Annotated in this window: 18 protein-coding genes; 6 read left to right on the forward strand and 12 right to left on the reverse strand. The window is 70.3% G+C overall.

The window, feature by feature from the left end:
* Position 1 precedes the first annotated feature (1 nt).
* Both ctaD and AC0VXQ_RS05330 read left to right on the forward strand, forming a co-directional pair.
* Positions 2 to 1,705 (forward strand): aa3-type cytochrome oxidase subunit I, encoded by a 1,704-nt coding sequence (gene ctaD, locus AC0VXQ_RS05325; protein ID WP_075513793.1) that lies wholly within the window; start codon positions 2 to 4, stop codon positions 1,703 to 1,705.
* Positions 1,706 to 1,719: 14 nt separating this feature from the next.
* Positions 1,720 to 2,121 (forward strand): cytochrome c oxidase subunit 4, encoded by a 402-nt coding sequence (locus AC0VXQ_RS05330; RefSeq protein ID WP_475527932.1) that lies wholly within the window; start codon positions 1,720 to 1,722, stop codon positions 2,119 to 2,121.
* Between the two features lie 1,513 nt (positions 2,122 to 3,634).
* Here AC0VXQ_RS05330 and qcrB read toward each other — a convergent pair.
* The 4 genes from qcrB to ctaE are packed head-to-tail and all read right to left on the reverse strand — an operon-like array spanning position 3,635 to position 7,900.
* Entirely contained in the window at positions 3,635 to 5,266 is a 1,632-nt protein-coding gene (qcrB, locus tag AC0VXQ_RS05335) for a cytochrome bc1 complex cytochrome b subunit (RefSeq protein WP_475527933.1), read from the reverse strand.
* A 2-nt stretch (positions 5,267 to 5,268) separates the two neighbouring features.
* Entirely contained in the window at positions 5,269 to 6,360 is a 1,092-nt protein-coding gene (gene qcrA / locus AC0VXQ_RS05340) for a cytochrome bc1 complex Rieske iron-sulfur subunit (protein WP_475527934.1), read from the reverse strand.
* Positions 6,361 to 6,415: 55 nt separating this feature from the next.
* On the reverse strand, positions 6,416 to 7,207 hold the full coding sequence (gene qcrC / locus AC0VXQ_RS05345; protein WP_224799494.1) for a cytochrome bc1 complex diheme cytochrome c subunit: 792 nt from the start codon (positions 7,205 to 7,207) through the stop codon (positions 6,416 to 6,418).
* Between the two features lie 54 nt (positions 7,208 to 7,261).
* A complete protein-coding gene (ctaE, locus tag AC0VXQ_RS05350) occupies positions 7,262 to 7,900 on the reverse strand; it encodes an aa3-type cytochrome oxidase subunit III (protein ID WP_196826202.1) in 639 nt (212 codons plus the stop codon).
* A gap of 257 nt (positions 7,901 to 8,157) precedes the next feature.
* Between ctaE and trpD the strand changes: the two genes are divergently transcribed.
* Positions 8,158 to 9,237 carry an anthranilate phosphoribosyltransferase gene (gene trpD / locus AC0VXQ_RS05355; protein WP_475527935.1) on the forward strand — a complete coding sequence of 360 codons (1,080 nt, stop codon included), beginning with the start codon at positions 8,158 to 8,160 and terminating at the stop codon, positions 9,235 to 9,237.
* 22 nt (positions 9,238 to 9,259) lie between these two features.
* Here the strand turns inward: trpD and AC0VXQ_RS05360 are convergent, their stop codons facing one another.
* On the reverse strand, positions 9,260 to 9,664 hold the full coding sequence (locus AC0VXQ_RS05360) for a DUF3054 domain-containing protein (RefSeq protein WP_224799496.1): 405 nt from the start codon (positions 9,662 to 9,664) through the stop codon (positions 9,260 to 9,262).
* Positions 9,665 to 9,869: 205 nt separating this feature from the next.
* Between AC0VXQ_RS05360 and AC0VXQ_RS05365 the strand changes: the two genes are divergently transcribed.
* From AC0VXQ_RS05365 to AC0VXQ_RS05375, 3 genes are all read left to right on the forward strand, one after another.
* On the forward strand, positions 9,870 to 10,349 hold the full coding sequence (locus AC0VXQ_RS05365) for an NfeD family protein (protein WP_058730871.1): 480 nt from the start codon (positions 9,870 to 9,872) through the stop codon (positions 10,347 to 10,349).
* Between the two features lie 64 nt (positions 10,350 to 10,413).
* The gene (locus AC0VXQ_RS05370) at positions 10,414 to 11,589 is read left to right on the forward strand and encodes an SPFH domain-containing protein (protein WP_058730872.1); all 1,176 of its coding nucleotides are present in this window, start codon (positions 10,414 to 10,416) and stop codon (positions 11,587 to 11,589) included.
* 140 nt (positions 11,590 to 11,729) lie between these two features.
* Entirely contained in the window at positions 11,730 to 12,065 is a 336-nt protein-coding gene (locus AC0VXQ_RS05375; protein WP_058730873.1) for an RNA polymerase-binding protein RbpA, read from the forward strand.
* Positions 12,066 to 12,233: 168 nt separating this feature from the next.
* On the opposite strand, the gene AC0VXQ_RS05380 is transcribed toward AC0VXQ_RS05375, so the two are convergent.
* The 7 genes from AC0VXQ_RS05380 to AC0VXQ_RS05410 all read right to left on the reverse strand — a co-directional run bounded on the left by AC0VXQ_RS05380 (position 12,234) and on the right by AC0VXQ_RS05410 (position 20,614).
* Positions 12,234 to 12,983, reverse strand: coding sequence for a polyprenol monophosphomannose synthase (locus AC0VXQ_RS05380; protein WP_058730885.1), 750 nt, complete (start codon positions 12,981 to 12,983; stop codon positions 12,234 to 12,236).
* 130 nt (positions 12,984 to 13,113) lie between these two features.
* The gene (locus tag AC0VXQ_RS05385; protein ID WP_260008449.1) at positions 13,114 to 13,983 is read right to left on the reverse strand and encodes a hypothetical protein; all 870 of its coding nucleotides are present in this window, start codon (positions 13,981 to 13,983) and stop codon (positions 13,114 to 13,116) included.
* The gene (locus tag AC0VXQ_RS05390) at positions 13,980 to 16,850 is read right to left on the reverse strand and encodes a DEAD/DEAH box helicase (protein ID WP_081046183.1); all 2,871 of its coding nucleotides are present in this window, start codon (positions 16,848 to 16,850) and stop codon (positions 13,980 to 13,982) included. Before AC0VXQ_RS05390 ends, AC0VXQ_RS05385 begins: the two co-directional genes overlap by 4 nt.
* Before the next feature lie 72 nt (positions 16,851 to 16,922).
* On the reverse strand, positions 16,923 to 17,783 hold the full coding sequence (tatC, locus tag AC0VXQ_RS05395) for a twin-arginine translocase subunit TatC (protein WP_224799497.1): 861 nt from the start codon (positions 17,781 to 17,783) through the stop codon (positions 16,923 to 16,925).
* Between the two features lie 9 nt (positions 17,784 to 17,792).
* Complete coding sequence (gene tatA / locus AC0VXQ_RS05400; RefSeq protein ID WP_058730876.1) at positions 17,793 to 18,092, reverse strand: Sec-independent protein translocase subunit TatA; 300 nt, start codon at positions 18,090 to 18,092, stop codon at positions 17,793 to 17,795.
* A complete protein-coding gene (locus AC0VXQ_RS05405) occupies positions 18,085 to 18,453 on the reverse strand; it encodes a hypothetical protein (RefSeq protein WP_058730877.1) in 369 nt (122 codons plus the stop codon). The genes tatA and AC0VXQ_RS05405 overlap by 8 nt, the downstream gene beginning before the upstream one ends.
* A 73-nt stretch (positions 18,454 to 18,526) precedes the next feature.
* Positions 18,527 to 20,614: a helix-turn-helix transcriptional regulator gene (locus AC0VXQ_RS05410; protein ID WP_260008454.1), complete on the reverse strand. Its 2,088-nt coding sequence runs from the start codon at positions 20,612 to 20,614 to the stop codon at positions 18,527 to 18,529.
* Positions 20,615 to 20,623 lie beyond the last annotated feature (9 nt).

Genomic DNA, 20,623 nt, shown 5'->3' on the forward strand with positions numbered 1-20,623 from the left:
GATGTCTACCTTCGAGTATTCAGCGGACCAGACCCAAGTTGCTCCGCGCGCCGTGCCCCGCTCCCGCGGGCGCATCGTCGTCAACTGGCTGACGTCCACCGACCACAAGACCATCGGGTACATGTACCTGATCGCGTCGTTCACCTTCTTCTGCCTCGCCGGCGTCATGGCGCTGATCATGCGCCTGGAGCTGTTCGAGCCGGGGATGCAGATCCTGGAGACCAAGGATCAGTTCAACCAGCTGTTCACGATGCACGGCACCCTGATGCTGCTGATGTTCGGCACGCCCGTGTTCGTCGGCTTCGCCAACGTCATCGTGCCCCTGCAGATCGGCGCACCCGACGTCGCCTTCCCGCGGCTGAACGCGCTGGCCTTCTGGTTCTTCCTCTTCGGGTCGCTGGTGGCCATCGCCGGGTTCATCACCCCGCAGGGCGCGGCCTCCTTCGGCTGGTTCGCGTACGCACCGCTGAACTCCACGACGTACAGCCCCAGCGTGGGCGGCGACCTGTGGGTCTTCGGCCTGGCGCTGCAGGGCTTCGGCACCATCATGGGCGGCGTCAACTTCATCACCACGATCCTGTGCATGCGCGCCCCGGGCATGACCATGTGGCGCACCCCGGTGTTCACCTGGACCACCCTGATCACCGCGATCCTGATCATCATGATCTTCCCGCCGCTGGCCGCGGCGCTGTTCGCCCTGGGGATGGACCGTCGCCTGGGCGGTCACATCTACGACGCCGAGAACGGCGGGCCGATCCTGTGGCAGCACCTGTTCTGGTTCTTCGGGCACCCCGAGGTGTACGTCCTGGCGCTGCCGTTCTTCGGCGTCGTCTCCGAGATCATCCCGGTGTTCTCCCGCAAGCCGATCTTCGGCTACAAGGGCCTGGTGTACGCGACCATCGCGATCGCCGCCCTGTCGGTGACCGTGTGGGCGCACCACATGTACGTGACCGGCGCCGTGATGCTGCCGTTCTTCTCCTTCATGACGATGATGATCGGCGTGCCCACGGGCGTGAAGTTCTTCAACTGGATCGGCACGATGTGGCAGGGTTCGATCACCTTCGAGACGCCGATGCTGTGGGTGTTCGGCTTCCTGCTGACCTTCCTGTTCGGCGGCGTCACCGGCATCATCCTGGCCACCCCGCCGCTGGACTTCCACCTGTCCGACACCTACTTCGTGGTGGCGCACTTCCACTACACGGTCTTCGGCACCGTGGTGTTCTGCGCCTTCGCGGCCACCTACTTCTGGTGGCCCAAGTTCACTGGGAAGATGCTCAACGAGCGTCTGGGCAAGATCCACTTCTGGCTGCTGTTCATCGGCTTCCACACGACCTTCCTCATCCAGCACTGGCTGGGCGTGGACGGCATGCCGCGTCGCTACGCGGACTACATGGTCGAGGACGGCTTCACCTGGATGAACCAGATCTCCACGATCGGCTCGATGATCCTGGCGGTGTCGATGATCCCGTTCTTCTGGAACGTGTACATCACCACCCGCTACGGCAAGAAGGTCGAGGTGGACGATCCCTGGGGCTTCGGCGGCTCGCTGGAGTGGGCGACCTCCTGCCCGCCCCCGCGGCACAACTTCACGGCCCTGCCCCGGATCCGCTCCGAGCGCCCCGCGCTGGATCTGCACCATCCGGAACTGTCCACCAACCACGACGTCGCTGCCGCGGCCCGCCAGGCCGCCTCGGTCAGCGCCTAGGGGAGGAACACGCTATGCGCATCACCGGACTGCTCTTCGGAGGCCTCACGGTCTTCCTGGTCCCTGTGGCCATCGTGTACGGATTCATGACGGGCTTCGAGGAGTGGGTCGGATTCCCCGCCCTGCTGCTGACCGCCATCATGTGCGGGTTCCTGGCCTTCTTCATCTTCTTCACGGAGAAGCACCACCCCGATCAGCCGTCGGACAACCTGGACGGTGAGATCGTGGACGCCGCCGGGGACTACGGGTTCTACTCCCCGTGGAGCTGGTGGCCGCTGATGCTGGGCATCGTCTGCGCCATCGCCGTCGTCGGCATGGCTGTGGGCTGGTGGATCCTGGCGATCGCGGCCCCGCTGGCCGTGGTCGGCCTCGTCGGCTGGGTCTACGAGTACAACCGCGGGGCCCACGCCCACTGACACCCCTCCGCCGCGGATCCCCGGTGTGGGGAACCGCGGCCGCCGGGTAGGTACCGGCACGATACGGGAGCGTCCCCCTCGGCGCAGAGCATGCTCTGCACCGAGGGGGACGCTCCTTTTTCGTATGCTTGCGCCCCTGTGCCCCTGTCTGATGCCCTCGCGGGGCCGCTGCGCTCGGAAGCCGGTTTTCTTCTCCCGGCCCGCGGCCTTGCGGGGATGCGCACGCCTCGTGCCCGCGGACAGTCTGCCCGAGGGGCGTCCGTTCTCGTGGCGAGCAGCTGTCGCCGTGGCGCCCGTCGATGCCGGGCCCCGCCGGGCGCCATCGGCCCGGTGGGGGGCCGGGGACCATCTGCCGAGGGCTGCCTCATGCTGGAGCCCCCCGCAGGGTCCGATACCGGTCCCACGGGCCCCGGTTCTCCGCCGGAGGCAACCCTCTGTCTGTCCCCTACGGGCGAGCCAAGTCGGGGGATCCGGGTGGTCTCGTTCCCGGACTGATCCTGGGCCGATCCCAGACCGACGGGGGCGACGCTGGGCCGACCGGGGAGTGCTCCTCTGGTTTTCGCCAAACCGTCGGCGCCATGCCGGAAGCCGGGGCGGGTCCCCGGCAGAAGGACCTACCCCGGATCATCGGATGCAGGACGCCCGCCCCGCGTCCGGCTCCGGCGATGCCTTCCCGGTGATGCCGCGTGCCCGCAGCGTCGTGAGTGCAGCACTCCCGAGTGCGTTGAGATGAGGGTTTAGTGCTGACGTGCACTGTTCGTTCTCAGGTGCGTCCCGTCGTGCGGTATCCCAACACGATCCCCGCATCTCAGCACGCATCCGGTATCTCCGCGGGGGCGGGGAGAGAGACGAGTCAGGAAGCGACGCCCAGGACGCTGGATCGGCCCTGCGGCTCTCCCCGGCGGGGACCAAATCCACCGTGTGACCGCACGTACTCAACGTGATGACCGAGACCCGACCGAGAGCCTGCCCCTCGTCCCCTCTCGCGCTCCCACCTGGAGCCGGGCACCGCGCCGCAGCACCCGCCCAGCCCGGATATCGCACCCCCGGCCTGCGCCCGCCGCGCCGGCCCCGCGCTCCAGCGCCTCTCTGCGTCTGTGTGCGCCTCCGAACGCAAGTCAGCGGGCAGCCCCGCAAGAGTGGTGACGGTGGGCCGACGCCGCCAGAGGGGGCGCCGGATCCGCTCCGGGACAGGGCACCGGCTCCGGAACGGGGACCTCAGGGCCTCGCCAGTGCGGCGCAGGGCGACGTGGAGGCGAGGGCGGGTCCCCGTTCGGACCCGGTGGGTGTGTGCCGGCCGGGTCTCACGTCATGAGCACCAGGGGACCGGAACCGGCATCGGCCGCGTTTGGGGACGGGTTCGTCGCTTCGGGACGGGGTATTCCGGTCCCGAAACGACGAACCCCTCCCGAACGGCCCGCGAGGTGAGCCCGGTCCGAACCCGGCCCAGAGTATGCGAAGAGGCCCCGCGCATCAGCCGATGCGCGGGGCCTGTCCAGACCGGGGGAGCGGATCAGTGCTTCTCGTCGGACTCCAGCTCGTGGTGGTGCTGTGCCGCCTCCAGCTCACGCGGGGTGACCGGGGCGACCCGGTCGTGGAAGAACACGCGGGACAGGGCCCCGCGGATCTTCTCCTTGCCGCCGATCTTCCCCTCCTCATCCGGGGTGGCCGGCTGGTAGACGGGGGACTCGAAGGAGACCAGGCGGTACCGGTCGTACTCGTTCAGCGGCTCGTGGATCTCGATGAACTCGCCGTGCGGCAGCTGGACGACCCGACCGGACTCGACGCCGTGCAGGACCAGCTCCCGGTCCTTGCGCTGCAGGGACAGGCAGATCCGCCGAGTGATCTCGAAGGCGATGAACGGGCCGAAGAAGAACAGGAACCGCAGCACGTAGAGCACGTCGTTGAAGGCCACGTGGAAGTGGGTGGCGATCAGGTCGGAGCTCGCGGCGGTCATCATCACGGCGTACCAGGTGATCCCGGCGACCCCGGCACCCGTGCGGAACGGGGCGTTGCGGGGACGATCCAGGATGTGGTGCTCCCGGTTGTCCTTGGTCACCCAGCGCTCCAGCCACGGCCAGGTGAAGAACACGCCCAGCAGGATCGCGGCCGGGATCATCGGCAGCAGAACCGCCAGGACCCAGGTGCCGCCGGCCTGCAGCTGCCAGTGCCACGGCCAGGAGCCGGGCATCAGACGCAGCGCGCCGTCGACCCAGCCGATGTACCAGTCCGGCTGCGTACCGGCCTGCACGGGGGAGGGATCGTAGGGGCCGTAGTTCCAGATCGCGTTGATCGTGGTGGTCGCCCCGAGCAGGGCGATCACGCCGAAGACGATGAAGAAGAACCCGCCGGCCTTCGCGGCGTAGACGGGGCCCACGGGGAAGCCCACGACGTTCTTCTCGGTGCGGCCCGGACCCGGGTACTGGGTGTGCTTGTGCACGACGACCATGAACAGGTGGATGGCCACCGTCAGCAGGATCAGGGCCGGGACGATCATGATGTGCAGCGTGTACAGGCGCCCGATCACGTGGTGGCCCGGGAACTCCCCGCCGAAGAAGAACAGGGAGAGGTAGGTGCCGACCAGCGGGATCGCCTTCATGACGCCGTCGATGATGCGCAGGCCGTTGCCGGAGAGCACGTCATCCGGCAGGGAGTAGCCGGTGAATCCGGCGGCCATGGCCAGCACGAACAGCGTGCCGCCGACGACCCAGTTCAGCTCGCGCGGGCGGCGGAAGGCGCCGGTGAAGAACACGCGCATCATGTGCACCGCGATCGCGACGACGAACATCAGCGCGGCCCAGTGGTGGACCTGGCGCATGAACAGCCCGCCGCGGGTCTCGAAGGAGATGTCCAGCGCCGAGGCGTAGGCCCCGGACATCTCCACGCCCTTCATGGGCACGTAGGCGCCGTCGTAGACGACCGTGTCCATGGTGGGGTTGAAGAAGAAGGTCAGGTAGGTGCCGGACAGGATGAGGATGACCAGGCAGTACAGGGCCACCTCGCCGAACATGAAGGACCAGTGGTCCGGGAAGATCTTCCGCCCGAACTCCTTGATGATCCCGGACATCCCAACCCGGGAGTCGACGAAGTTGGCAATGCGGCCGGTGCGGGTCTCCGGCTGGTATTCGGTCACAGCGTTGGACATGATCAGGCCTCACTCGCCATTTCTTTTTTCTGCTTGCCGCGCTCCCAGTAGGCCGGGCCGACGGGCTCGTGGAAGTCGCTGCGCGCCTCCAGGTAGCCCTCGGCGTTGACCCGGATGGGCAGCTGGGGCAGCGCGTGAGCCGCGGGTCCGAAGACGACCTCGCACTCGTGGGAGGCGTCGAAGGTGGACTGGTGGCAGGGGCACAGCAGGTGGTGGGTGCGCTGCTCGTACAGGGCGATCGGGCAGCCGACATGGGTGCAGACCTTGGAGTAGGCGACGATGCCGTCCACGTTCCAGTCCTCGCGCCCCTCGGAGACGTGCATCTCCTCGGGCTTCATGCGCATCAGCAGCACGACGGCCTTGGCCTTCTCCTCCAGGTAGCCGTCCTGGTGGGAGATGCCGAGGATGTTCTCCGGCAGCACGTGGTAGGCGGAGCCGATCGTGACGTCCGCGGCGCGGATCGGGGTGCCGGAGGGATCCCGGACCAGACGCACGCCCTCGCCCCACAGGGTCTGCTTGAGCACACCCGGGTTGATCGGGCCGAGCTCGCGGAACAGCGTCACGAAGGTCAGCGGCGCGAGGATCACGGCGCCGATCAGGGTGTTGCGCAGCAGCGGGCGGCGCTTGACCCCGGACTCCTCGATGATGGTCTCCACGATCTCCTGGGCCTCGGCCCGGTCGGGCTCGGCGGAGATCTCGTGGCGCATCTCGACCATCTCGTGATCGGGCATCAGGCTGCGGGCCCACTGCACGATCCCGACGCCGATGCCGAACATCGCGAAGGAGATGCCCAGCCCCAGCAGCAGGTTCTGCAGGCGCAGCCGCGCGGTGGGATCGGGATCCATGACGTCGTAGATGTCGCCGTCCACGCGGACCCCGAAGAAGCCCACGAAGAACAGCAGCGAGCCCAGCATCGAGAGCACGAACAGCCAGGAGACGCGGTGCTCGGCCTTCTTGGCGGCCTTCGGGTCCACATCCGTCAGGCGCGGACGGTGGTGGGGAAGCCCCGGATCGGGGAACGAGCCCTCGCGGTGCTGATCGGAGGTAGCGACGGCGCCGGAGCTCTCCGGTGCTGCGTCACGATGGTTGCCCATGTGTTCCTCTATCTTCCTAGGTACGAATTCTTGTGTGTGAGCGCGGCCTGTCCGCTCAGGCGGAGCGGGAGGTCAGCCAGACGGTGAAGGCGATGACGATGCCCAGCCCGATGGTCCAGATGAACAGGCCCTCGGAGACGGGGCCCAGGGAGCCCAGCGCGAAGCCGCCGGGGGTCGTGTTGGTCTCCAGGGACTTCAGGTAGGTGATGACGTCGCGCTTCTCCTCGGGGGTGATGTTCGCGTCGTTGAACACCGGCATGTTCTGCGGGCCGGTCTCCATGGCCTCCCAGATGTGCTTCTCGGAGACGCCCATCAGGGTCGGGGCCCACTTGCCGCGGGTCAGCGCACCACCGGCGCCGGCCGCGTTGTGGCACATGGCGCAGTTGGCCAGGAAGACCTTGGCGCCGTTGGCGGCGTCGCCCTTGGACACGTCCACGTCCTCGTCGTCGGGCACCCCCGGGCCCGCGCCGAGGGAGGCCACGTAGGCGGCGAGCTGCTTGATCTGCTCGTCGTTGAACTGGCCGGGCTTGACCTGGGCCTGCACCCCCTGCATCTCCAGCGGCATGCGCCCGGTGCCGACCTGGAAGTCGACGGCGGCAGCGCCCACGCCGATCAGCGACGGGCCCGCATCGGTGCCGTCGGCCTCGGTGCCGTGGCAGGTGGCGCAGTTGGCGCTGAACAGCTTCTCACCCTGCTCGATGTCCTGGCTGGTGTACGCGGCGGTGTCAGCCTGGGCCTGGTTGGAGGCGGTGGCAACTGCGTAGAGACCGCCGGTGAGCACCAGGGCGATGGCCAGGAGGACGACGGCCGCCAGCGGGTGACGCCGCTTCTGGGAAAGTGCCTTCACGTCAATGATCCTTCGGTGTGTGAGTGAGTACGTGGGGGAGCCCGCAGGCCGGTGCTACTTCAGGAAGTAGACGACGGCGAACAGGACGATCCACACGACGTCGACGAAGTGCCAGTAGTAGGACACGACGATCGCGGAGGTGGCCTCGTAGTGCCCGAATCGCTTGGCCACCAGCGCCCGTCCGATGATGAACAGGAACGCGATGAGCCCGGCGGTCACGTGCAGCGCGTGGAATCCGGTGGTGATGTAGAAGGCCGAGCCGTAGGCGTTGGCGGCGATGGTCACGCCCTCCTGCACCAGGGTCGCGTACTCCATGGCCTGCAGGCTCACGAACACGGCGCCCATGATGAAGGTCAGGAAGAACCACTCGACCATGCCCCACTGGCCGATCTGGAAGATCGAGCCGGTGCGGCGGGCCTTGAGCTGCTCCGCCTTGAACACGCCGAACTGGCAGGTCACGGAGCTGAGCACCAGGACCACGGTGTTGCCGAAGGCCAGGGGCACGTCCAGCAGCTTCGTGTCCTCCGCCCAGACCTCGGGGGAGGTGGCACGCAGCGTGAAGTACATGGCGAACAGGCCGGCGAAGAACATCAGCTCGCTGGCCAGCCACACCACCGTGCCTACGGACACGATGTTGGGCCGGTTCAGGGTCGGTGCCGCCGACTGACTGGGGGTATGGGATGCAGTTGTCACACAGACATTATGTCGGTAAAACTCACAGGCCACCAACAGGCGCGCCCATGTCGACCCCTCGGCGTGTCCCTCACAGGGCCTGCGGCCCGCCGAATCCCGCGTGTTTCCGGCCCCCGACCATCGTAAAGATCACGTAACCCGTACCGGCGCGGATGGCAAGGGCAGGGGAGCGGTTCCCAGCAGACGCCCAGAACACGTGCGGATGCTCCCCAGGGTGGCGGCGCACCCTGTGCGCGTGTTCTCCTAGTCTTTAAGGCATGACGACGCAGCAGAGCACCGGGACCAGCTGGACGCAGCTCCTCCTCGCCATCGAACGGCGTGAGGACCTCACTGAGGAGCAGGCCGCCTGGGCCATGCGCGAGATGATGAGCGGGAGTGCGGACCCCGCGGTCGTGGCCGGCTTCCTGATCGGCCTGCGCACCAAGGGGGAGACGGCCGCCGAGCTGCGGGGCCTGGCCGAGACCATGCTCGCCATGGCTCGGCCCTATGCGGGGTCGCGGGAGGCCGTGGACATCGTGGGCACGGGCGGGGACCGGCACAACACGGTGAACATCTCGACGATGGCGGCCCTGACGATCGCCGGCGCGGGGGAGAAGGTGGTCAAACACGGCAACCGCGCCTCGACCTCCGCGACCGGCTCCGCGGATGCCCTGGAGCGCCTCGGGGTGCCCCTGGATGCCCCGCAGGAGCGGATCGAGGCGGCCGCCGACGCCGTCGGATTCAGCTTCCTGTTCGCCAACACCTACCACCCGGCCATGCGCCACATCGCCCCGGTGCGCCGCGCCCTCGGCGTCCCGACCGTGTTCAACGTGCTGGGGCCGCTGGCCAACCCCGCCCGGGTGCGCTCCTCGGTGATCGGCGTCGCGGACCCGAGGATGGCCCCGCTCATGGCGGAGGTCTTCGCCCGCCGCGGGGACCGCGCCCTCGTCTTCACCGGCGCCCGGAACCTGGATGAGCTCAGCCTGATCGGGCCCAACGAGATCTGGGAGACTGCGGACGGGCAGATCCAGCGGATGCGCCTGGAGCCGGCGGACGTGGACCTGCCCGGAAACACCCTGGAGGACATCACCGGCCGGGACGCCGCGCACAACGCGGAGGTGATCCGCCGGGTGCTGGCGGGGGAGCCGGGTCCCATCCGGGACACCGTCGTGCTCAACGCCGCCGCCGGGCTCGTGGCGCGCCGGGCGGACGTCGGCTGCCCGCTGGCCGAGCGGATCGGCGAGGCGATTCCGCGCGCGCAGCGGGCCCTGGATTCGGGGGCCGCGCAGCGGCTGCTGGAGCGCTGGATCCGGTTCCTGACCGATGGAGAGCTCGACGAAGACACAACCTCAGCTTGAGGTTGACCTCTGCCGGATGCCCTCAGGGGCAACGGCGGGCGAGCAGCCGCCCCAGCGCACGGTGCCCGAGCAGGAAGATCCCGGTGACGATCAGGGTCACGACGACGAAGCTCCAGTGTGTGCCCTCGCCGACGAGGCGGCGCAGCACCATGCCGAGCAGCACCGTGCCCAGCCACATGACGATCCCGGTGGGCCAGAGCCCGCCCGGGGCGCGCCAGGCGCGGCAGACCAGCCAGGTGACGGCCAGGCCGACGAGGAACGGCCAGGCCGTCACCGGGGTGCCCAGCAGATCTTCGCCGTGCGAGAGCCTGCCGAGGCCGGCGAACACCACGACAGCGAGAACGTCGGCCGTCAGAACGGGCCACACCGCCCGCGTCGGCGCGGCGTCGGAGGATGATGCGGTGGTGCGGGGATGCCGAGAGCTCATGATCTCCGAATCTACCGGGGACCTCGTTTCGAGCCGCATCCGCCGCCGCCGGAGGAGGGGCGCTCCGCGCTCTACTTTACATAATGTAGATTATCGGCGTGTTATGGGGCGGCGGGATCCCGCGCATGAGGTGGCCCTCGGTGCCCGGATTCGGCAGGATGGTGAGCACGAGCCGACATCGCCACCGGAGAGGAACCCACCCGCCATGTTCGACTGGTTCGCACAGAATCCCTGGGCCCTGTGGCTGCTGGTCGTGCTCCTGCTCGGCGTGATCGAGATGTTCTCGCTGGAGTTCGTCTGCCTGATGATGGCCGGCGGCGCGGCGGCCGCCGCGGTGACCGCCGTCGCCACCGGTTCCTGGCCGATCCAGGTGCTGGTGTTCGCCGCGGTCTCCCTGGCCCTGCTCGGTCTGGTGCGCCCGTCCATGGTCCGGCGGCTGAACCGCAACACCCCGGAGACCCGCAACAACGCCGAGGCGCTGGTGGGTCGACCCGTGCAGGCCCTGGAGCGGGTCACCGGCCTCCAGGGGCTGGTGCGCCTGGAAGGCGACGTCTGGACCGCTCGCAGCGCGGGCGGGCTGAGCCTGGACACCGGCGCCTTCGGACGGGTCGTGCGCATCGACGGGGCGACCGCTGTGGTCGACCCCGACGCCGATGCCGGCGAGTCCTCCGTCTCCGCCCACTGACCCTCGACACCATCCACCATCACCGGCGGGGCCGCGTCCCCTCCCTGACCCCCGAGGAGAAACCATGAACGGCGGAACCGCAGGACTGATCCTGCTGGCCCTGCTCATCCTGTTCGTCGCGGTCGTGCTGTTCAAGGCCGTGCGCATCATCCCCCAGGCTCGTGCCGGGATCGTCGAGCGCCTGGGCAAGTACCACACCACCTTGAACCCCGGTCTGCACTTCACGGTGCCGTTCATCGACCGGGTGCTGCCCCTGATCGACTTGCGCGAGCAGGTGGTCTCCTTCCCGTCCCAGTCCGTGATCACCGAGGACAACCTCGTGGTCGGCATCGACACCGTGGTCTACTTCCAGGTCACCGATCCGCAGGCGGCGACCTACGAGATCACCAATTACATCCACGCCGTGGACGAGCTGACCAGCGCGACCCTGCGCAACGTCGTCGGCGGGCTGAACCTGGAGCAGACCCTGACGTCCCGCGATCAGATCAACGCCGAGTTGCGCGGGGTCCTGGACTCGACCACCGGGCGCTGGGGGCTGCGCGTGTCCCGCGTGGACATCAAGGAGATCACCCCGCCGGCCTCCATCCAGGATTCGATGGAGAAGCAGATGCGCGCCGAGCGGGACCGGCGTGCCGCGATCCTGACGGCCGAGGGCGAGAAGCAGTCCCAGATCCTCACCGCGGAGGGTGAGCGCCAGGCCGCGATCCTCTCCGCGGAAGGCGACGCGAAGGCCGCGATTCTGCGGGCCGACGGCGAGGCTCAGGCCGTGCACAAGGTGTTCACCGCGATCCACCGGGCTAAGCCGACCCAGAAGCTGCTCAGCTACCAGTACCTGCAGACCCTGCCGAAGCTGGCCGAGGGCAGCGCGAACAAGCTGTGGTTCGTGCCGACCGAGCTCGGCGACGCCCTGCGCGGCATCGGCAAGGCCTTCGGCGACGGCACCCCCGGGGATCCCCTCTCCCCCTTCGGCGGGACGGATGAGCAGGAGCCCGCCCCGGAGCCTGAACCGGAGGACGAGCCGATCGTGGACAGCCCAGAGCTTCGCATCACCGATGAGGACCTCACCGCGGATCCCACGCGCACCAGCGTGGATCCCGACGAATTCGAGATGCCGCCCTCCAGCATCGACCCGGAGGCCCCGGCGTCCGCGGCGGATCCCTTCCCCCGCACCCCCGCCTCCGGCACCGCAGCCGAACCCGAGGCCGGCGCCGAGCCCGACGAGGGACCCGCCCGCTCCTGAACCGCCGGTGCGGGTCGGCCCAGGATGAACCGGGCATCCCGGGGAATAACGGGCCGGTCCGTCCGGTTGTAGGGTGACAGAAAAGCGCGTCCCCGGCTCGCGAGCCGGAGACCGGGACGAGACATGCGAAGGGATCACCGATGAGCGATCGCAGCCTCCGGGGCATGCGCCTGGGCTCTCAGTCCATGGAGACCGAAGCCGGTGTGGAGCCGGCCCCGCGCCAGCGGGTGGAGTACCGCACCGAGGACGGCGAGCGGGTCTTCGTGATCTTCGCCGCCGAGGCGGAGATCCCCCCGACCTGGACCGCCAAGTCGGGCAAGGAGGCCGTGCTGGTGGACGGGTCCAAGCCGGACGCCTCCCACGAGAAGCCCGTGCGCACGCACTGGGACATGCTGCTGGAGCGGCGCAGCATGGAGGAGCTGGAGCAGACCCTCCAGCAGCGCCTCGAGTACTACCGGGAGCGCCACGCCGTCTGAGGCGCCGGAAGACCCACGCCGCGCTCCTTGCGCCGCAGACGGTGCGACCGCGGAGCGCTGAGGGCGGCGAAAGGCCCCCGCCCACCCTTCACGGGTGCGCGGGGGCCTTTCTCATGCTGTGGGAACGGGCCCGACGGCGCCGGCTTACTCCCCTGCCGCCTGGGCTGCTCAGGCTCGGGAGAACAGCTGGCGCACGCGGCGGCCCAAGGTTGCGGCCCGCGCACTCAGGCCCCACCGGGCCACCTTCGTCATGGACTCCAGGATGACCCCGGAATCCATCTTGGAGTTGCCCACCTCGCGCTCGACGAAGGTGATGGGCACCTCCACCACGCGCATCCCGGCCAGCTCCGCTCGCCACCCCAGATCCACCTGGAAGCAGTAGCCCACGGATTCGACGCCGTCCAGGTCGATCCGCTCCAGGGTGGTCCGTCGGAAAGCCCGGTAGCCGGCGGTGATGTCCTTGACCCCGGTGCCCAGCATCACCTGGGTGTACACATTCGCGCCGCGGGAGAGCGCCTGCCGGTACCACGGCCAGTTCTCGGTCTCGCCGCCCGGGACGTACCGGGAGCCGATGGCCAGATCCGCGCCCCGCTCCACGGCCTCCAGCAGGCGGCCCAGCTGCTCGGGCTGGTGCGAGCAGTCCGCGTCCATCTCCACCAGCACGTCGTAGTCCCGCTCCAGGCCCCAGCGGAAGCCGGCCAGATAGGCCGCGCCGAGGCCGGCCTTACCCTGCCGGTGCAGGACGTGCACGTGCTCATCGGCGGCCGCGATCTCATCGGCCAGCTGTCCCGTGCCGTCGGGGCTGTTGTCATCGACCACCAGGATGTGCACCTGCGGCTGCGCGGCGCGCAGGCGACGCACCACCACCGGCAGCGCCTCCCGTTCGTCATACGTGGGGATCACGGTCAGGGTCTTCAGTCGCACAGGGCACTCCTCATCGCCGCGTCCCAGGGCGCGCGGCGAGCATAGTCTCGGGTCGCTGGCCAGTATATCGGCCAGCCCTTCCCCGCACCGACCCAGCGACCGGGCACCCCGTCCGACGGGCCTCTCACCAGGTCAGCTCCGAGGTGCCGATCAGGGAGAGGCGGGCCTGCGGGAGCGGGACATCCGGCCCCAGCGCGGGCAGCAGCGGGGTGCGGGCTCGGGGATCCGTGCTCCATGCGGCGATCCTCTCATCGGCGGTCTGCACCATGAGCGCCTCCGTGCGCCACCCGATGAGATCCGCGGGGGCCTCCGGCACGAGCTGGCCGCCGAAGGGTCCGTCGACGCCGCAGACCCGACGCACCCCGCGGGTCTGCAGCCCGAAGCAGCCGCGGGTGGAGATCCCGGGGCCCTGCTGCTCAAGGCGCAGGGCCGCCAGCGTGAGCCGCCACGGCCGCGGGGCCGTTCCGGGTTCGAGGACCTCGGCCACGCCCAGGGGTCGCCCGGCGCTCAGGCCCGCCCGGGCCACGTCGATCCATCCGCCCGGCTCCGGTGCGTCCTCCGGGGCCAGCACGAGCAGCGGATCGCCCTCCGCCTGCTCGGCCTGCGCCGGATCCAGGGGTCCCTGCGGGCCCAGGCGCCGCACGCGCGCGGGAAGCGGGCTGCGCTGACCGGCGGCGTCCACCCACCCGCGCTGCGGATCCAGGACCGCGTGCACGCCGGCCCGCCGCAGGTCCAGCCAGCCCCGCTCTTCCGAGGGCTCCGGTCCGGCGGCCGCGAAGCTGGGGGTCAGCAGCAGGCCGTCCAGGTCCACGGTGTGCACGTGCACGTCCGTGAGGGAGTCGGCCCCGGCTTCCTGCCCGACCCAGCGGATCCGGCCGTCCTGGACCAGCAGCGCGGTGGCGAAGGGATCGACCGGCGAGTACACGGAGCCGTTCCGGTAGATCACCGTCGCCGCGCTCCGATCGGCCGTTCGTATCTGCTGCTGCGCGCTCATCGCCGCTCCTCCTCGATCGGTTCCTCCCCGCGCGGTGCCTGCGCGCGGGGCTCCTGCGCCGCGGCCTCATCGGGGGTGCGCGCCTGCGGGTCCAGCTCGTGCAGCACGACGCCGCGGCGCACGCGGGCCGCGGCAGCCTCGCACAGGGTGCGCCAGTCGGGATCCTCTGCGCGGGCGTGTCCGAGCTGATCCAGCGCGTCGATGACCTGCTTCGCGGCGCGTACGAAGTCCCCGGCCGCCAGCCCGGAGTTCTCCAGGGACTGCGCGAGGCTGTCCCCCCGGGCCCAGCGGTGCATGGACCACATCAGCCCGACGTCCGGCGCGGGGGTCTCGGGCAGGCGGTGGTGCCGCTCGGCCTCGGTCAGCCGCTGCCAGAGCCGGCGCAGCTGGGCCATCCGCTCCCCCAGGCCCGCGGGATACCGGCCGAGGAACTCCGTGGCCTCGCGCTTGCCCTCATGCACGACGGCGGTCACGGCCGCGGCCAGGGCCGCCGGGTCCAGATCGTCGAAGACCCCGTCGCTCAGGGCAAGGCTGGTCAGTAGGTCCCGCTCCCCGTAGATCCGGCGCAGCGGCGCCGCCAGCGGGGTCAGTCTCAGCTCCTCGCGCTCGCCGCCGCGCTCGACGTAGCCGTAGTCGGTGAGCAGGTCGGTGATGCGCTGGAACCGGTGGGCGATGGTGCTCGTGCGGGAGTCGATCTCCCGGCGCAGGGCGTCGGTCTCCCGGCGCAGGCGCACCCACCGGTTGAACCAGCGGGCGTGCTCCTCGCGGTGGGAGCAGCCGTGGCACGGGTGGGACTCCACCGCGGTGCGCAGTCGATCGATCTCCTCCCGGCGGGTGTCCCGGGCCGGATCGAAGTCGGCCTCCCGCGCCCCGGAGATCGAGCGGGGCGGTTTGTGCTCGCGCAGGGCGGCGAACATGCGCGAGGCCATATCCCGGCGCTCCTGAGCGCTGCGGGGGGCGAAACCCTTGGGCATCTTGGCCCGGGAGACCGGGCGCACAGCACCCGCGAAGTCCTCCGGACGCAGCTGACGCAGCTGAGCGGCCTCGGTGACCACCCCCACCTGCACGTCCCGGGCCTCCTGAGGCCGGGCGATCACGACGGCGTGCCCGGCGTGCTTCCCATGGGGGACCTCGAGGATGTCCCCGGGCTGCAGCAGCCGCAGGTCGTCCGCGGCGACGGCCCGGCGGGCGAAGCGGCGGTCCCGGGTGGACTTCTTCTCCAGCTGATTCAACCTGTACTTCAGGTCCGCATATTCCGCGTAGTCCCCGAGGTGGCAGGTCATGGACTCCTCGTACCCGGCGAGGGCCTGCTCCTGGCGGCGGACCTTCGCGGCCTGGCTGACCACGGAGCGATCCGCCTGGAACTGGGCGAAGGAGGACTCCAGAATGGTCATCGTCCGCTCGACCCCGAAGCGATCCAGCAGGTTCACGGACATGTTGTACGTGGGCTTGAAGCTCGAGTAGAGGGGATAGGTTCGGCGGGAGGCCAGCCCGGCGATGGACTTGGCGTCCATCCCGTCGTTCCACAGCACCACGGCGTGGCCCTCGACGTCGATGCCGCGCCGCCCGGCCCGCCCGGTCAGCTGGGTGTACTCCCCCGGTGAGATGTCCACGTGGCGTTCGCCGTTGAACTTGGTGAGCTTCTCCAGCACGACGGAGCGGGCCGGCATGTTGATGCCCAGGGCCAGGGTCTCGGTCGCGAACACGGCCTTGACCAGCCCCTGGGAGAACAGCTGCTCCACGATCTCCTTGAACAGCGGGAGCATCCCCGCGTGGTGGGCGGCGATGCCGCGGGTCAGGCCCTCCCGCCAGGTGTCGTATCCCAGCACGCGCAGATCCTTCAGCGGCACCCCGACCGTGGCCTCCGCGAGGTAGGCCCGGATGAGCCGGGCCTGGCGGTCGTCGGTCAGGCGCAGATCGGCGTCGATGCACTGGCGCACGGCGTCGTCGCAGGCGGCTCGGGAGAAGATGAACACGATCGAGGGCAGCAGACCCTCCCGATCCATCTCCTGCAGCACCACCGGGCGCGGGGCCCGGCGGGTCCGCGGGGTGCGGGGTCGCTGCCCGCCGCGGCGCCCGCGCCGGGGACCTGTGCGGTGGGAGGTGGCCTGCAGCAGGTCCGGGTTGACCCTCACCTGGTCGGCCCCGCGATCGCGCACGATGTCCGCGGCCTGGGCGATCGTGGTGTCCCCGGAGAACAGGTCGAACAACCGCGAGCCGACCATGACGTGCTGCCACAGCGGCACGGGCCGGTGCTCGGAGACCACCACGCGTGTGGAGCCGCGCACGGCGTCCAGCCACTGCCCGAACTCCTCGGCGTTGGAGATGGTCGCGGACAGGGAGATGACGCTGACCGAGGCCGGCAGGTGGATGATGACCTCCTCCCACACGGCCCCGCGGAAGCGGTCGGCGAGGTAGTGCACCTCGTCCATGACCACGTAGCGCAGGCCCCGCAGCGTCGGGGCGCCGGCGTAGAGCATGTTGCGCAGCACCTCGGTGGTCATCACGAGGATCGGCGCCTCGGTGTTGACCGACACGTCCCCGGTGAGCAGGCCGACGCGGTCCGCGCCGTGCACCCGCACCAGGTCCTGGTACTTCTGGTTGCTCAGCGCCTTGATGGGGGTCGTGTAGAACGCCTTGGCGCCCTCGGCGCGGGCCAGATGCACCGCGAACTCGCCGACGACGGTCTTCCCGGCCCCGGTCGGCGCCGCCACGAGCACCCCTTCACCGTCCTCGACGGCGCGGCAGGCCTGCAGCTGGAAGTCATCCAGCTCGAAGTCCAGTCCGGCGGCGAAGCGCCCCAGCGGGGTCTTGGCGAAGGAGGAGCGGTCCCGGGCGGCGAGGTACTGGTCGGCGTAGCTGGGCATATACCCATCCTATCGGCGGAGCTGTGCGGCTCATCCGGGATTCGGCGGGCGGCGGACAGCCCCGAGACAGGTTCAGCGGCCCAGGGTGCGCAGCTGATCCTCCGGGGTGGCCGCATCCGATCCGACGCCGGCATCGTCCAGCGCGGCGGCGGCCCTGCGGTCCCGTCGTCGGTCCCCCCACAGGCACAGGCCGATGGCCAGGAAGAACAGGATCAGCAGCGGGGCCATGAGGTAGAACATGGTCAGCACGTCCGAGCCGGGAGCCGCGATCGCGGCGAGCAGGGCCACCAGCACCACGACCCAGCGCCAGGACTTCAGGATGGTGCGGCCCCGGATCAGCCCCATCATGTTCAGCCCCACCAGCACGACCGGCAGCACGAAGGCCACGCCGAAGGCCAGCAGCAGGCGCAGCACGAAGGCGATGTAGGTCTTGGCGTCGATGAAGTTGTCCCCGCCCTCCGGCGTGAAGATGGTCAGGGCGATGACCGCCGCCGGCATGCACAGCCACGCGATGACCACTCCGCCCAGGAACAGCAGGACGGAGCTGCAGAAGAACACCAGGGCGTAGGCCTTCTCCTTCCGGTGCAGAGCCGGCAGGATGTACGCCCACAGCTGGTAGAGCCACACCGGGGAGGCCAGGATGACGCCGATGGTCAGGGAGACCTGCACCATGAGGTCGAAGGGGGACCCGACCGCGGAGTAGTTGATGGAGATGTTGCGGGAGGGATCCTGCGCGATCTGGTGCAGGGGCGCCTGGATGGCCTGCATCGCCGGGTCGTAGAGGAAGAACCCTCCGACCATGCCGGCCAGGGTCGCGACGGCGGATTTGATCAGACGGTTGCGGAACTCCCTCAGGTGCTCGCGCAGCTCCATCTGGGCGCCGGGCGTGCGCTTGCGACGGCGCGGGCGGTCCGCCCTCTGGGTACGTGCCATGGCTCCCGGTCAGCTGCGGGTGGAATCCGAGCCGGTGCTGGTCTGCTCGGCGCGGGACTGGTCGGCCGCGGTGGAGCCTTCGCCGGAGGAGGCGGACCCGTCCTTGACGACCTCGCCGTTGACCACGGTGGTGGACTGGCCGGAAGCGGGTTTCTTGTCGTTGCGCATCTCGGAGACCTCCGACTTGAAGATGCGCATGGACTGGCCCAGGCTGCGGGCCATGCCGGGCAGCTTGGGCGCCCCGAACAGCAGCAGCAGGACCACGAGGAGGATGAGCAGGTGCGTGGGGCTGTGGAAGAGGTTACCCATGGTTGTTTCCTTTCTGTGCGCCGCGGCGCAGGTCATCCACGCGCTGCGGCTGGCCTCGGCGGTCACGACGGGCGATGCGGCGGGCGGCCAAGCGGTCCCGACGTGCCTCCCGCCCGGTCAGGTACTCCCGCCGCGCCTGATCCAACGGAACCAGGATACCGGGCACCGGGGTCCGGCGGATGTGACGTGCGACCGCCGCGGAGCCCTGCTCCCAGCGGCGGGTCATGTCCTCGCCGAGCTCGGAGACGGCTTCCAGCGCGGCCAGGGCTCGGCGTCCGGTGCGCAGCGTCAGGATCGCGAGCACGGCGAGGCCCGTCAGCGCGAGCACGGCCCAGAGCAGGACCCAGAACCACCACGGCATGGGCCCCAGTATACGCAGACGAGGGGCGCCGGGACCGCAGCGGCGAGCACCGGATACCCGCTTCCGGGGCGGCTCAGGTGGCGGGTGTGACGTCGGGGATCTGCTCCCAGGCCGCCATCTGCCCGCCGTGGCGGCGCAGGACCCGGCGCAGCTGGTCGGGATCGCGCACGGGGATGCGCCAGAGCCCGGCCCGGGCCAGGTCCGCCGGGGCGAGGACCTCGGCCTCACGGATCGCGCCCAGCTCCCGGGCCGCGTCGGCCTCGACGTCGGGGTGCACCCACAGCAGCATGCTCGCCTGCGCCGCTGCGCCCGTCCGCACCCGGGCCCGCGCTTCCTCCGGCTCCGTGGCCGGGAGATCCGGCTCCCCGGGCCGGCCGGGGCCGGCGTCGTGCACGCCGTGCACCGCGTCCAGCCGGTAGGTGCGCTCCTGATCCCGGGCGAGGTCTCGGGCCCGCAGGTACCAGATGCCTCGCCGGGATTCGACCGCCAGGGGCTGGAGCAGCCGCTCCCGCGGTCGGTCATCGCCCCGCGAGCGGTAATCCAGCCGGACCCGTCCCCCCGTGCGGGCGGCCTCCCGCAGGCGTCCGGCGAGCCGACTGAGGTCCTCCTCCAGACGCACGGACAGGGCCGGTACGGGGGCGGCCGCCTCGTCCGGGCGCGGCAGCGTGCGGGCGAGCATCAGGGCGAGCTCGCCGAGCTCGGCGTCGTGGTCGGGCAGCAGCTCGGCCAGCAGGCGGGTGCCCAGCAGCAGTCGCAGGGTCTGCTGGGGCCCCAGGCGCACCGGGCCGGCCAGGCGGGTGCTCAGGCTCAGGCGCACGTCGTCCTCGTGCGCTTCGACCCGCAGGTCGGCACCGTCCCCCACGGCGTCGCCCGCGTCGGCCAGGATCTCCAGGTCCTTCACGATCCTGCGGCGATCCACCCCGAACTCCTCGGCCAGCTGCGAGACCTCCGCCCCCGGGACCTCGGACAGGCGCACGATCAGATCAGCCAGGCGGGCGAACCGGGCGTAGCGGCTCTCCCGCTCCGGGCTGCGGCGGACCGGGCGGGTGCGTACCCGGCCCTCCGCCCGGGCCCGGCGGATCAGCTCGCGTCGGTCCTGCGCCGCGTCCACCAGATGTCGGGCCCGGGTTCGCACCGCCTCCAGGCCTCGTGTTCCCAGCTCCGGGGACTCCACGGTGACGGCGCCGTCGGCTTCGGCCAGGCAGCGAGCCAGCTCCAGCACGTCGAGGATCCGCACAGGAACCCCGTCCTCCGGTGTGATCGGGGTCTCCGAATCCGCCCGCAGCGCCAGGCCCTCCTCGATCCAGTCCCGCACCAGCGGAGCGAGGGCGGCCGGTGCGCGCAGCACGGCACGAGGCCCGGAGACCTCGGTGATGCCGTCCAGCACGGCCGACAGGTCCAGGTCCGTCGGGACGGACCGCCCCTGGGCGGGGGCCCTCCGCAGCTGGGCCATGCGCGAGAGCCGGAACAGCCGGGGCGCCCGCCGCTGCGGATCCCAGCCGTGGACGTACCAGTGCCCGAAGCGCTGGCCCAGGCCCCACGGGCGCATCCGTCGCTCCCGCCCGGTCAGTTCCAGGGCGCCGCGGTAGGTGAAGCGCAGGTCCTCGCCCAGCGCCAGGGCATCCAGCACCTGGTCCAGCCCCGGGGCGGAGCTCAGCCGCACCTCGAGGCGATCCAGGCGCGCCGTGGTCACCGGGTCTTCATCGGGGATGTCGGTCACCGGCCCGGACTCCGCGGGCCCGGGGAGCTCGGCCTCGGCCTCTCGGTCCGAAGCGGCCTCGGGGGTCAGCACCCGCAGGCGGCGCAGGGCCTGGTCGCCCTCGCGCACCAGCTCCGGTTCCTCCCACAGTCGGGAGGCCAGGCCCAGGAAGAGCCGCTGGCGTGCGCTGAGACTCAGCCGGGGCAGCCACAGCCCGTCCTGATCCAGGACGTAGGCCGGGCCATCGGCTCGGTGCACAGTGCGCAGGGGGAGACCGACGGCGCGCAGGGCCGCCTTGTCCCGCTCGAAGCTGCGCTCGAAGGCCTCCTCGCTCGGGGCCTGCCGGTAGTCCTGGATGGCCTCGCGGATCCTGGCTCGGTCCGCGGGAAGCTCCCGGGTGATCAGGAAGGCGTACAGGGCCAGCAGACGCTCGGAGACCCCGGCCGGCACGGTGCTGCTCATCGGCGCCGC

The sequence above is a fragment of the Rothia sp. QJM3NY_36 genome (assembly GCF_056173115.1).

Excerpts from the sequence above, each read along its gene's own strand:
- ctaD (WP_075513793.1), top strand. The coding sequence starts at position 2 with ATGTCTACCTTCGAGTATTCAGCGGACCAGACCCAAGTTGCTCCGCGC.
- AC0VXQ_RS05330 (WP_475527932.1), top strand. The coding sequence starts at position 1,720 with ATGCGCATCACCGGACTGCTCTTCGGAGGCCTCACGGTCTTCCTGGTC.
- qcrB (WP_475527933.1), bottom strand. The coding sequence starts at position 5,266 with ATGTCCAACGCTGTGACCGAATACCAGCCGGAGACCCGCACCGGCCGC.
- qcrA (WP_475527934.1), bottom strand. The coding sequence starts at position 6,360 with ATGGGCAACCATCGTGACGCAGCACCGGAGAGCTCCGGCGCCGTCGCT.
- trpD (WP_475527935.1), top strand. The coding sequence starts at position 8,158 with ATGACGACGCAGCAGAGCACCGGGACCAGCTGGACGCAGCTCCTCCTC.
- AC0VXQ_RS05360 (WP_224799496.1), bottom strand. The coding sequence starts at position 9,664 with ATGAGCTCTCGGCATCCCCGCACCACCGCATCATCCTCCGACGCCGCG.
- AC0VXQ_RS05365 (WP_058730871.1), top strand. The coding sequence starts at position 9,870 with ATGTTCGACTGGTTCGCACAGAATCCCTGGGCCCTGTGGCTGCTGGTC.
- AC0VXQ_RS05370 (WP_058730872.1), top strand. The coding sequence starts at position 10,414 with ATGAACGGCGGAACCGCAGGACTGATCCTGCTGGCCCTGCTCATCCTG.
- AC0VXQ_RS05375 (WP_058730873.1), top strand. The coding sequence starts at position 11,730 with ATGAGCGATCGCAGCCTCCGGGGCATGCGCCTGGGCTCTCAGTCCATG.
- AC0VXQ_RS05385 (WP_260008449.1), bottom strand. The coding sequence starts at position 13,983 with ATGAGCGCGCAGCAGCAGATACGAACGGCCGATCGGAGCGCGGCGACG.
- AC0VXQ_RS05390 (WP_081046183.1), bottom strand. The coding sequence starts at position 16,850 with ATGCCCAGCTACGCCGACCAGTACCTCGCCGCCCGGGACCGCTCCTCC.
- tatC (WP_224799497.1), bottom strand. The coding sequence starts at position 17,783 with ATGGCACGTACCCAGAGGGCGGACCGCCCGCGCCGTCGCAAGCGCACG.
- tatA (WP_058730876.1), bottom strand. The coding sequence starts at position 18,092 with ATGGGTAACCTCTTCCACAGCCCCACGCACCTGCTCATCCTCCTCGTG.
- AC0VXQ_RS05405 (WP_058730877.1), bottom strand. The coding sequence starts at position 18,453 with ATGCCGTGGTGGTTCTGGGTCCTGCTCTGGGCCGTGCTCGCGCTGACG.
- AC0VXQ_RS05410 (WP_260008454.1), bottom strand. The coding sequence starts at position 20,614 with ATGAGCAGCACCGTGCCGGCCGGGGTCTCCGAGCGTCTGCTGGCCCTG.